Annotated in this window: 9 protein-coding genes; all 9 read right to left on the minus strand. The window is 72.0% G+C overall.

Going from position 1 to position 12,088, the window contains the following annotated elements; translation table 11 throughout:
- Nucleotides 1-145 precede the first annotated feature (145 nt).
- The 9 genes from AC07FT_RS00245 to ftsL all read right to left on the minus strand — a co-directional run bounded on the left by AC07FT_RS00245 (nt 146) and on the right by ftsL (nt 12,037).
- Entirely contained in the window at nt 146-943 is a 798-nt protein-coding gene (locus AC07FT_RS00245; protein WP_479172762.1) for a cell division protein FtsQ/DivIB, read from the minus strand.
- A 13-nt stretch (nt 944-956) separates the two neighbouring features.
- Nucleotides 957-2,051 carry an undecaprenyldiphospho-muramoylpentapeptide beta-N-acetylglucosaminyltransferase gene (gene murG / locus AC07FT_RS00250; protein ID WP_471195789.1) on the minus strand — a complete coding sequence of 365 codons (1,095 nt, stop codon included), beginning with the start codon at nt 2,049-2,051 and terminating at the stop codon, nt 957-959.
- Between the two features lie 6 nt (nt 2,052-2,057).
- Nucleotides 2,058-3,503, minus strand: coding sequence for a putative lipid II flippase FtsW (gene ftsW / locus AC07FT_RS00255; protein ID WP_471195786.1), 1,446 nt, complete (start codon nt 3,501-3,503; stop codon nt 2,058-2,060).
- A gap of 55 nt (nt 3,504-3,558) precedes the next feature.
- Nucleotides 3,559-5,010, minus strand: a complete 1,452-nt coding sequence (murD, locus tag AC07FT_RS00260) for a UDP-N-acetylmuramoyl-L-alanine--D-glutamate ligase (protein ID WP_471195783.1) — start codon at nt 5,008-5,010, stop codon at nt 3,559-3,561.
- Nucleotides 5,007-6,074 carry a phospho-N-acetylmuramoyl-pentapeptide-transferase gene (mraY, locus tag AC07FT_RS00265; RefSeq protein ID WP_254743394.1) on the minus strand — a complete coding sequence of 356 codons (1,068 nt, stop codon included), beginning with the start codon at nt 6,072-6,074 and terminating at the stop codon, nt 5,007-5,009. Before mraY ends, murD begins: the two co-directional genes overlap by 4 nt.
- A 65-nt stretch (nt 6,075-6,139) precedes the next feature.
- Nucleotides 6,140-7,567, minus strand: coding sequence for a UDP-N-acetylmuramoyl-tripeptide--D-alanyl-D-alanine ligase (locus AC07FT_RS00270; RefSeq protein WP_471195780.1), 1,428 nt, complete (start codon nt 7,565-7,567; stop codon nt 6,140-6,142).
- Nucleotides 7,568-7,629: 62 nt separating this feature from the next.
- Nucleotides 7,630-9,390, minus strand: coding sequence for a UDP-N-acetylmuramoyl-L-alanyl-D-glutamate--2,6-diaminopimelate ligase (locus AC07FT_RS00275; RefSeq protein WP_471195777.1), 1,761 nt, complete (start codon nt 9,388-9,390; stop codon nt 7,630-7,632).
- A 12-nt stretch (nt 9,391-9,402) separates the two neighbouring features.
- Nucleotides 9,403-11,385 (minus strand): peptidoglycan D,D-transpeptidase FtsI family protein, encoded by a 1,983-nt coding sequence (locus AC07FT_RS00280; protein ID WP_479172766.1) that lies wholly within the window; start codon nt 11,383-11,385, stop codon nt 9,403-9,405.
- A 130-nt stretch (nt 11,386-11,515) separates the two neighbouring features.
- Complete coding sequence (gene ftsL, locus AC07FT_RS00285) at nt 11,516-12,037, minus strand: cell division protein FtsL (protein ID WP_479172768.1); 522 nt, start codon at nt 12,035-12,037, stop codon at nt 11,516-11,518.
- Between the last annotated feature and the right edge of the window lie 51 nt (nt 12,038-12,088).

Here is a 12,088-nt window from a genome sequence, read left to right on the forward strand (position 1 = left end):
CTGTTTCCCGGACTCTTCGGAACAGGACACTAAGTCGACAAGTGGCGCGCGTTCAATGAACACGCCGAACCTCCCGCTTTTCTTTTCACCCTATGTGATCACCCAGTGGGCTAGCCAACCAGGGTGCTGGCCAGGGTCGATCAGGTCAACTGCGAGACACCGCGGGAGCGCTCGGCGCGCTGACGTCGAAGTGTCCGGCGTCCGGCCGGGCTTTCATGAGCGCGGCGAGGGCCCGTGCCTTGGCCGTCCCGCGCTCCCCGCTGCCCCAGGCGACCGTACGCCCGCGGGTGAGGACCACCGTGATCGAATCGTACGAGCGGACCCGGAGGGAACGGGTGTCCCGGCGGACCGCGGCGGGGAGTTGGGTGACCACCCCGACCGCCTCCCGGCGCAGCCTGGTGGCCCCGAAATGGCGCGAACTCGGCGACCGGTCCGGCTCCATTTCCAGCAGCGGAACACCCTTCGGACGCTTGGCCGAGCTGGCGAACCGTACGCCGCGGGCGTCCACTTCGCGGAACTTCCCGCCCTCTTCGACAATGGCCTCGGCCTTCCGTTCCGTCACCTCCAGACGGATGGTGTGCGGCCATGACCGGGATACGTTCACTTCTGCTATCCGCGGCAGCCGGTCCCGCAGGCGCCGTGCGATCGCGGCCGTGTCCACGGTCACCAGCGGGGTGTCCACGGGTACGTCCGCGGCCGTGCGGACCTCGGCGCCGGACAGCGCCCGGGTGCCGGTGACCGTCACCCGCTCGGCACGCAGCCAGCTCGAACCGTAGAGCAGCCAGACGGCCGCGGCGCCCAGGACGGTCAGGGCCGCCGCCAGCACCAGCAGGGTGCGGCGGCGGGGCATCCGCAGCCTGCGGCGCGCGGAGTCCGGGCGCGGGGGCGGGCCGGACGGCGACGTCCGTCGGGAACCGCTCTCGGCGGTCGTCGGTCCGGCCACGCTCCCTGCCTTCTCACGCCTGGCGGCGTGCCGCGATTGCCTCGTACACCATGCCGACCAGCAGCTCGTCGGCGTCCCGGCGGCCGAATTCGGCGGCGCGCCGTGACATGTCGTACAGCCGGTGCGGGTCGCCGAGCACCGGGAGCACATGGCTCTGCACCCACTCGGGCGTCAGCTCGGCGTCGTCGACCAGCAGTCCGCCGCCCGCCTTGACCACCGGCTGGGCGTTGAGCCGCTGTTCGCCGTTGCCGATGGGCAGGGGCACATAGGCGGCCGGGAGCCCGACGGCGGACAGCTCGGCGACGGTCATCGCGCCCGCGCGGCAGAGCATCATGTCGGCCGCGGCGTACGCGAGGTCCATCCGGTCCACGTACGGTACCGGGATGTAAGGCGGCATTCCCGGCATGTTGTCCACATGCGGCATTTCATTCTTCGGGCCGACCGCGTGCAGCACCTGGATCCCGGCGCGCTGGAGGAACGGGGCGACCGCCTGGACCACCTCGTTGAGCCGGCGGGCACCCTGCGAACCGCCGGAGACCAGCAGGGTCGGCAGGTTGGGGTCGAGACCGAAGGCCGCGCGCGCCTCGGGCCGGACGGCGGCCCGGTCCAGGGTGGCGATCGAGCGGCGCAGCGGGATGCCCACGTAGTGGGCGTTGCGGAGCTTGCTGTCCGGGGTGGAGACCGCGACGTACTTGGCGTAGCGGGAGCCGATCTTGTTGGCGAGGCCGGGCCGGGCGTTGGCCTCGTGGACCACGATCGGCACCCCGAGGCGCTTGGCGGCCAGATAGCCGGGCAGCGCCACATAGCCGCCGAAGCCGACCACGCAGTCGGCCTTGGTGCGCTCCAGGATCTGCTCGGCGGCCTTGATGGTGCCGCGCAGCCGTCCGGGGACGGTGATCAGCTCGGGGGTGGGCTTGCGCGGCAGCGGCACGGCCGGGATCAGCCCGAGTTCATAGCCGCGCTCGGGCACGAGCCGGGTCTCGAGACCCCGCTCCGTGCCGAGCGCCGTGATCCCCACGGTCGGGTCCTGCCTGCGCAGGGCGTCCGCGAGGGCGAGCGCGGGCTCGATGTGGCCGGCGGTCCCCCCACCGGCGAGTACGACATGCACCGAAATTCACCGCTCTCCGGACGGCCGCTTCTTGACGGGCCGTCTCATCGTCTTCCGTCTCACCCGAGCCAGCTTCTTCCGCAAAGCAGGCTGCCGCATGGCCAGTGCCGCCCGCGCGGCGGGCTCTGCCCGTGCGAAGGCGATCAACAGGCCGACGGCGAACATGGTCGGCAGCAGGGCGGACCCTCCGTAGGAGAACAGCGGGAGCGGAACACCGGCGATCGGCAGCAGACCGAGCACCGCACCGATGTTGATCACGGCCTGGGCCGTGATCCAGGTGGTCACACCTCCCGCGGCGTACCTCACGAAGGGGTCCTCCGTGCGTCCGGCCACGCGGATACCCGCATAGCCTAGAGCCGCGAAGAGGACGAGGACCGACAGCGTCCCCGCCAGGCCGAGTTCCTCCCCGGTAATCGCGAAGATGAAGTCGGTATGCGGTTCAGGTAGTTCGCCCCATTTCTCCATGGATGCACCGAGTCCGGAGCCGAACCAGCCGCCGTTGGCGAGAGCGTAGATCCCGTGCACCGCCTGCCAGCACTGATCATGGTCTCCGGGCTCGGTGGCACCGATGCAGGCGAGCCGGGACATCCGGTTGGCGCTGGTCTTGATGAGCAGCACGCCGATCGCCCCGGCGAACGCCAGCACCCCCACGAACATCCGGGTGGGGGCGCCGGCCAGCCAGAGCAGACCGAACAGGATCGCGGTGAGGATGATCGCGGTGCCCATGTCACCGCCCAGCATGATCAGGCCGAGCAGCATCGCCGTGGCGGGCACCAGCGGCACCAGCAGATGCTTCCACTGGGCCAGCAACCGCTTGTCCTGTTTCCGGGCCAGCAGGTCCGCCCCCCACAGCACCAGCGCCAGTTTGCCGAACTCGCTGGGCTGGAGGAGGAACGGGCCGCCGAAGGAGATCCAGTTGCGGTTGCCGTTGACCGAGATGCCCATCCCGGGCACCTGGACCAGGCACATCAGGAAGACCGAGACCGCCAGCAGCGGATAGGCGAAGGCGCGGTGCAGCTTGATGGGCATCCGCACCGCGAGCAGCATCAGCGAACCGCCCAGCGCCGCCGCGAAGAGCTGTTTGCGGAAGAAGTACGACGGGGCCAGACCGGACTGCAGCGCCTTGATCTGCGAGGCCGAGTAGACCATCACCAGACCCAGCACCGTGATCAGCAGCGCACCGCCGAGGACCAGGTAGTACGCGGTGAGCGGCCGGTCCCAGGCCCGCCGGGCGCGCGCCTGCGCACGGCCCAGCGACTCCAGTACCGAGGAGCGGCCGGGGCGGCGGGGCGGCTTCGCACCGCCGCCGCGCGGGCGCGCGAGAACCGCCGCCCGCCCTCCGGCGCGCACGGCCGCCCGCACGCGCGGCGCCGCGCCCGCGCGGGGCACGGGGCGGCCCGTGCCGGGGGCACTCGGCCGGGACCGCGGGGCAGCGGGCTGGTCAGGCGTCATCTCGTATCCCCTCCGGATTCCCCGCGCGAGCGGCCCGTGCGCGGGGACCGGCGGGCTACCGGTCGTCCGGGGCCGGGCCGGAGGCCAGGTCGCGGACCGCCGCGGCGAAGGCTTCGCCCCGCTTGTTGTAGTTGACGAACATGTCCATCGAGGCGCAGGCGGGTGCCATCAGGACGGTATCGCCCGGCCGGGCGAGCCGGGCCGCTTCGCGCACGGCCGCCGCCATCGCCCCAGTGTCGGTCCGCTCGAGGTCCACGACCGGGACATCCGCTGCGTGTCGCGCGAGCGCTTCGCGGATCAGCGCGCGGTCGGCGCCGATCAGCACCACCCCGCGCAGCCGCCCGGCCGCCGTCGTCACGAGCTCGTCGAAGGTGGCGCCCTTGGCCAGGCCGCCCGCGATCCACACGATGTGCTCGTAGGCGCCCAACGACGCCTCGGCGGCGTGGGTGTTGGTGGCCTTGGAGTCGTCGACGTAGGCGACCCCGCCGACGTCCGCCACGTGCTCCACCCGGTGCGGATCCGGGCGGAAGGCGCGCAAGCCGTCCCGTACGGCCGTGGGCGGCACCCCGTAGGCGCGGGCCAGGGCCGCCGCGGCGAGCGCGTTGGCGATGTTGTGGGGCGCCGGGGGGTTCACATCGGAGACCTCGGCCAGCTCCTGCGCCTGCTTCTGGCGGTTGGCCACGAAAGCGCGGTCCACCAGGATGTTCTCGACGACGCCGAGCTGGGAGGGGCCGGGGGTGCCGAGGGTGAAGCCGATCGCCCGGCAGCCCTCCTCGACATCGGCCGCGCGCACCAGGTCCTCGGTGGCCGGATCGGCGGTGTTGTAGACGCACGCCACCTGGTTGCCCTCGTAGATCCGGCCCTTGTCGGCCGCGTAGGCCGCCATGGAGCCGTGCCAGTCGAGGTGGTCGGGGGCGAGGTTGAGCACCGCGCCGGAGTGGGCGCGCAGCGAGGGCGCCCAGTGCAGCTGGTAGCTGGACAGCTCGACGGCCAGGACGTCGTACGGCTCGTCGCCCAGCACGATGTCCAGCAGCGAGACGCCGATGTTGCCGACGGCCGCGGTGCGCAGTCCGGCGGCCTCCAGGATGCACGCGAGCATCCGCACGGTGGTCGTCTTGCCGTTGGTGCCGGTGACCGCCAGCCAGGGCGCGGAGTCCGGGCCACGCAGCCGCCAGGCCAGCTCCACATCGCCCCACACCGGGACGCCCGCCTTCTCGGCGGCCAGGAAGAGCGGGCTGGTGGGCTTCCAGCCGGGGGTGGTGACGATCAGCTCGGTGCCCTCGGGCAGCGTGTCCCCGTCGCCGAGCCGGACGGTGATGCCCAGCGGCTCCAGCTCGGCCGCCTGGGCGCGCTGGGGTTCGCCGTCGCTGCCGTTGACGACGGTGACGGTGGCCCCGAGGCCCCGCAGCGCACGCGCCGCGGGGACCCCGGAGACGCCGAGCCCGGCGACGGTGACCCGCCGCCCGGCGAGGTCGGTCACATCGGGTCCGGTGGCGGGGGATGTCACTGGGCCCGCCAGCCCGCGTAGAAGAGGCCGAGTCCGACGATCACGCACATGCCCTGGATGATCCAGAACCGGACCACCACGAGGACTTCGCTCCACCCCTTGAGTTCGAAGTGGTGCTGGAGCGGTGCCATCCGGAAGACCCGGCGCCCGGTGAGCCGGAAGGAGCCCACCTGGATGACCACGGACAGGGTGATCAGGACGAACAGACCGCCCAGGATGGCCATCAGCAGCTCCGTGCGGGAGCAGATGGCCAGACCCGCCAGCGCGCCGCCGAGGGCGAGCGAACCGGTGTCCCCCATGAAGATCTTCGCGGGTGAGGTGTTCCACCACAGGAAGCCGAAACAGGCACCCATCAGGGCCGAGGCCACGACCGCGAGGTCGAGCGGATCACGGACCTCGAAACAGGACGAGGCGTTGATCAGCGTCTCGGAGTTGGCGCAGGACTCCTGGTACTGCCAGACGCCGATGAAGGTGTAGGCGCCGAAGACCATCACCGAGGCACCGGTGGCCAGACCGTCCAGACCGTCGGTGAGGTTCACACCGTTCGACATCGCGAGGATCATGAACAGCGCCCAGATCGCGAAGATCACCGGGCCGAAGGACCAGCCGAAGTCCTGGACGAAGGAGAGCCGGTCGGAGGCCGGGGTCTGGCCGCGCGCGTCCGCGAAGTTCAGCGAGAGGATCGCGAAGGCGATGCCGACGATCAGCTGTCCGGCCATCTTCGCCTTGGCCCGCAGACCCAGGCTCCGCTGCTTGACGATCTTGATGTAGTCGTCCAGGAAGCCGACCAGGCCCATGCCCGCGAACAGGAAGAGCACCAGCACACCCGAGAAGGTGGGCTGGCTGCCGGTGATCACCTTGGTCACGGCGTAAGCGATCAGCGTGGCCAGGATGAAGGCGATACCACCCATGGTGGGGGTGCCGCGCTTGGAGCCGTGCGTCCGCGGGCCGTCGTCCCGGATGTACTGGCCGTAGCCCTTGCGGGCCAGCAGCTTGATCAGCAGCGGTGTGCCGATCAGCGTCAGGAAGAGCCCGATGGCTCCGGCGTAGAGGATCTGCCTCATGGCGGGTACGTGCTCTTCTCCCTGGCCTACAGCGACGGCTCCGGCCAAGAGCGTCTGCCCCATGCTCATCGGCCGGTGACCTCACCCTCGAGCAGCGCCTGCGCGAGCTTCTCCAGGCCGACCGACCTGGACGCCTTCACCAACACGACGTCCCCCGGTCGCAGCTCGCTGCGCAGCAGATCGACCGCTGCCCGCACGTCGGACACGTGCACCGACTCCTCACCCCACGAACCCTCGTTCTTGGCGCCCATGTCCAGCCAGGCGGCCTCCTGGCCGCCGACCGCCACGAGCTTGCTGACGTTGAGCCGGACGGCCAGCCGCCCGACCGCGTCGTGCTCGGCGAGCGACTCCTCGCCCAGCTCGGCCATCCGGCCCAGCACCGCCCACGTACGACGCCCCGGTGTAGCGGCGCCCATGGCGACCAGCGCCCGCAGCGCGGCTCTCATGGACTCGGGGTTCGCGTTGTAGGCGTCGTTGACGACCGTCACGCCGTCCGAGCGCTCGGTGACCTCCATCCGCCAGCGGGAGAGCTGATCCGCCTCGGAGAGCGCCACGGCGATCTCGTCCACGGACATGCCCAACTCATGGGCGACGGCGGCCGCGGCGAGCGCGTTCGACACGTGGTGCTCACCGTACAGGCGCATGGTCACTTCGCTGCACCCGGTAGGGGTGAGAAGCGTGAAGGCGGGCCGCCCGCCGTCGGCGAGCCGGACATTTGCCGCGCGTACGTCGGCGCCCTCGCTCTCCCCGAACAGCACGGTGCGGGCCGAGGTGCGTGACGCCATGGCGCGCACCAGGGGATCGTCGGCGTTGAGCACCGCGATCCCGCCGTCCTCGGCGGACGGCAGCGCCTCCACCAGCTCGCCCTTGGCCTCGGCGATGGCCTCCCGGCCGCCGAACTCCCCGATGTGGGCGCTGCCGACGTTGAGGACGAGGCCGATCCGGGGCGGGGTGAGGTCCGTCAGGTACCGGATGTGGCCCTTGCCGCGGGCGCCCATCTCCAGCACCAGGTGCTGGGTGGTCTCATCGGCGGTCAGCGCGGTCAGCGGCAGCCCGATCTCGTTGTTGAGCGAGCCCGGCGTCCACACGGTCGGACCGTGGCGCTGGAGGATCTGCGCGATGAGGTCCTTGGTGCTGGTCTTGCCCGCGGAGCCGGTGAGCGCCACCACGGAGGTGCCCAGCCGCCCTACGACGGCACGCGCCAGCGCCCCCAGGGCGGCGATGACATCGGGTACGACGATCGTGGGGACCGGGGTGTCCGGCGTGGAGACCGGGCGGGTGGCCAGGACCGCCACCGCGCCCGCCTCGATCGCGCCGGGCGCGAAGTCATGGCCGTCCACGCGCTCTCCGGCGAGTGCGGCGAACAGGCTGCCGGACCGCACCTCGCGGGAGTCGATCACGACCGGGCCGGTGACCTTCAGATCAGGGTCCGGTATGTCGTGCGGCTGCCCGCCGACGAGGCCGGCGATCTCGGTGAGGGACAGTGCGATCACTGATCACCGCCGGCCGTGCGGGAGAGCTGCCTGGAGGGTGCTGGTGCGCGCATGGCGGTCTGTCATCCCTGGTTGTCGTGAGGAGTGTCCCGGTGCTGTCCGTCCGCCGCGGGGCTGACGGAGTCACGCTGCCTGGTCCGCTCGCTCAGCTCGATGGCCTCGCGGAGAACCTGGCGGTCGTCGAAGGCGCGGACCACTCCGGCGATGTCCTGGCCGAGTTCATGGCCCTTGCCCGCGACGATGACGGTGTCACCGGGCTCGGCGCGGGCCACGGCGGCGGCGATGGCGTTCGCCCGGTCCTCCTCGACGAGTACCTCACCGCGCTCGTGCGCGGGCACCTCGGCGGCGCCCGCGAGCATGGCGGCGAGGATCGCGAGGGGGTCCTCGGAGCGGGGGTTGTCGGAGGTCAGCACGGCGGTGTCGGAGTACCGCGCCACCGCGGCGCCCATGGGGCCGCGCTTGAGCCGGTCACGGTCGCCGCCGCAGCCGAGGACGGCGTGCAGCTTGCCGTCGGTGACCCTGCGCAGGGCGCGCAGCACCGACTCCACGGCGTCGGTCTTGTGGGCGTAGTCGACCACGGCGAGGTACGGCTGGCCCGCGTCCACCCGCTCCAGCCGCCCCGGCACCCCGGGGACGGCGGCCACGCCGTCGGCGGCCGTCTGCGGGTCCACCCCGGCGACCACGAGGGCGACGACGGCGGCGAGCGCGTTGGCCACGTTGAAGGGGCCGGGCAGGGGGGCCGCGGCCCGCACCGTCTCACCGTTCGGGCCCAGGACGGTGAAGGTCGAGCCGAGCGGGCCGACCTCGACGCCGTCGGCGCGCCAGTCGGCGTCGGGGTGGCCCTCGGCGGAGAAGGTGGTGACCGGCACCTCGGCCTGCTCCACCAGCCGCTTGCCGTACTCGTCGTCGTAGTTGATCACCGCGGCCCGGCTGCGGGCCTTGGTGAACAGCTGCGCCTTGGCCTGGAAGTAGTCCTCCATCCCGGAGTGGAACTCCATGTGCTCCGGGCTGAGGTTGTTGAAGACGGCGACGTCGAAGACACAGCCGTCGACCCGGCCGAGGACGAGGGCGTGGCTGGAAACCTCCATGACGACCGAACGGACGTCCCGTTCGCGCATCACGGCGAACAGCGCCTGGAGGTCGGTGGCCTCCGGGGTGGTGCGCTCGGATTTGATCCGCTCGTCGCCGATCCGGGTCTCGACGGTGCCGATGAGACCGGTGAGACCGCCCTTGTCCTTCGCGGCAGCCCGCAGACCGCCCTCGATGAGGTACGCGGTGGTGGTCTTGCCGGAGGTGCCGGTGATGCCCAGCTGCAACAGGGCACGGCCCGGCTCGTCGTAGATCGTGGCGGCCAGCGCGCCCATCCGGCCGCGCGGGTTGTCCACCACCAGCACCGGCAGACCGGTGGCGGCCGCGCGCTCGGCGCCCGCCGGGTCGGTCAGCACAGCGGCCGCGCCGAGGTCGGCGGCCTGGGCGGCGAAGTCCGCGCCGTGCAGCCGGGCGCCGGACAGGGCGGCGTACACATCGCCGGGGCGTACGGCGCGCGAGTCATGGGTGATTCCGGTGACCGCGGCCTCGGCCGGCGCTTCGGGCACATCGACGCCCAGCTGATCCGCGAGTTCCGCCAGTGGGACCGGGCGGACCTGGAAGGGGCGCGGCGCTCCTGGATATTCCACAGAAACGTCCTTCTGAGGGGTTTGCGACTGATCAGCGTGGGGCACGGCGGTGAGCGTACCCGGGACACCCGGTCCCCCGCGAAATGAGAGGGCGAACCCAGGCGGTACCGGCCCGCGGTTCCCGTGGTCCGGCGTGATCGTCGTCACGACTGGGTCCGCTCACTGACCCGGGCCGTAGCTCACGGGGAGCCGCTCGGCCTTGGTGCCGGAGGGTGCGACCTGGAGGCTCTTGAGCCCGAACTCCATCACCTTCTTGTAGATCGGTCCGCAGACCTGGCCGCCGAAGTAGCTCCCCCTGGTCGGGTTCTGCACGGCGCAGTAGACGGTCAGCCGTGGTTTGTCCGCGGGGGCGAATCCGGCGAACGAGGCGGTGTAGCCGCGGTAGCGTCCGGTCTCGGGATCCACGCGGTTGGAGGTGCCGGTCTTGCCCGCCACCCGGTAGCCGGGGATCTTGGCCCTGGTGCCGGTGCCCTGTTCGTCGTCGACGACCGATTCCAGCATCTCGGACAGCGTCCTGGCGGTCTTCTTGCTCACCACCCGGGTCTTCTCCGGCTTGGGCGCCGCGGTGTAGTCGCCGCCGGGGCCCTTGGAGCCGCGGACCAGGGTGGGGGCGATCCGCTGGCCGCCGTTGGCGATGGTGGAGTACACCGAGGCGGCCTGGACGGCGTTGAGCGAGAGCCCCTGGCCGAACGGGATCGTGTACTGCTGCGAGGCGCTCCACTTCTCCGGTGCCGCCAGGATGCCCCGGGTCTCACCGGGGAGGCCGAGCCCGGTGGGCTGCCCGATGCCGAACTTCCGCAGGTACGAGTAGAGGATCCGGTTCTTCTGCCGCGGGGTCTTGGCGAGCTGCTCGGTGGCCAGGATGGTGCCGATGTTGCTGGACTTGGCGAGCACGCCGTTGAGCGTCAGGTACCAGGTGGGGTGGTCGATGTCGTCGGCGAAGGCCCGGTCGGCGCGCGGCAGCCGGTTGGGGACCTCCACATGGGTGTCCCAGCGCGCCGCGCCCTCCTCCAGGACCGCGGCCATGGACATCAGCTTGCTGACGCTGCCGGGCTCGTAGGCGTCCGAGACGGCCGCGTTGCCCAGCGCGTCCGCCTTCTGCCGGGAGAGGTCGTTGGGGTCGAACCCGGGGGCGTTGGCCATCGCCAGGATCTCGCCGGAGCGGGTGTCCTGGACGATGACGTAGCCGCGGTCGGCCCCGGACTTGGACACCTGGGAGGCGATGGCGCTCTGGGCCGCCCACTGGATGTCCCGGTCGATGGTCAGCTCCACGTCGTTGCCGGGGACCGCGGGCTGCTCCTCGACGTCACCGGTGGGCACCTGGTGGCCGCCGGACTGGGCGTAGACGCGCTTGCCGTCCTGGCCCGCCAGCTTCTTGTTCAGCTGCTGCTCCAGGCCCGCGGAGCCCCGGCCGTCGGCTCCCACGAAGCCCAGCAGTCCGGCGGCGAGGTCCCCGTTGGGATAGATCCGCTTGCTGTGGGCCTCACGGTTGACCCCGGCCAGCACATTGGTGCCCTTGCCCTTCTCGGCCGCCTCGTCCAGGGCGTTCTTCAGGTCCTTGATCTGCTTCCAGACCTGCGGAGACTGCTGCCGGGCCAGGACCACGTACTTCGACTTCGGGTTGTCGGTGAGCTTCTTCTCCAGGTCCGCCCGGTCCTTGCCGAGGATCGGCGCGAGCAGGGAGGCCGCCTGCCGGGGCGCGTCGTCCCTCTTGGCCGTCTTGGGCGTCAGCAGGTCGGGCGCGGCGGTGATGTCGTACGCGTCCACCGTGGTGGCCAGCTCGACACCGTCCCGGTCGATGAGGGAGCCGCGCTCGGCGGCCAGCTTCACCGGGATGTAGCGGTTCACATTGGCCTTGGCCGCGTACGCGTCGGCGTCCACGGCCTGCACCTGGAGCAGCCGTACGACGAAGACCAGCATCACCAGGGTGAGGCCGAGGCTGATCAGCCGCAGCCGGGGTCGCGGGCTGCCGAGCCGCAGCTGCCGCGACGTCCCGGGGCGGGGGCGCTGCCCGGGACGGCGGCCGGAGGATCCCGGACGGTCGCCGGGACGCCGGGGCGTCCCCTGGCGCGGGCGGCGCTCGGCACGCGGATCCGCCGGGCCGGGCACCCGGCGGCGGCGCGGTTCCTGGGGCGGGGTCATACGGCGACCGCCCTCGTCGGCTCCGCGGGGCGGGGGCAGCTCGCCGCGGGGCAGCTCGCCGCCACGGGCCGGGAGCGGTGCGCGGACGGGCGGGGCCGGGCGCGGACAGGGGATCGCGTCACCGTGTCACCTACTGGGGAGCCGGGATGGAGTTCGCTGAGACGGCGGCCGTGGGGGACGGAGTGGCCGGGGTGGTCGGCGTGGCCGGCGTGGCCGGCGTCGGGATCAGCGGCGCCGCCGGGGTCGGGTCCAGCGCGGGCGGCACCCAGATGCCGGTGGTGCCGAGGGTGGTGGGCTGCGCGGTGGCGGGGGCGGGCACCCCGCTGACGGTGCCGTCCGGCTTGAGGAACGCCGGACTGCCGCCGGGCACCATGCCCAGCTCACGGGCGCGCCGCTCCAGGGCGCCGGGGGCGGAGAGCCGGTCCACTTCCTGTTCGAGCGCCTGCCGGTCGTCGGTCAGCTCGTCGGTCTGCTTCTCCAGCCGGCTGAGCTCGAACGAGCCCTGGTTGAGCGAGGAGTTGAGCACCAGCAGGCCGATCAGGCCGGAGCCGAGCAGGACGACGACGAGCAGCACGAAGGGGGTGCGCCGCGCCGTCGTGGCTCCCGGCGCCGGCCGCCCCTTGGACGCCGCCCCGGACCCGGCTGCGCTCATGGCCTCTCCCCCTCGCCGTCCCGCCCCGTCCGGCCGCCGCTCACGGCCGCG

This window comes from Streptomyces sp. NPDC045899 (assembly GCF_056431485.1).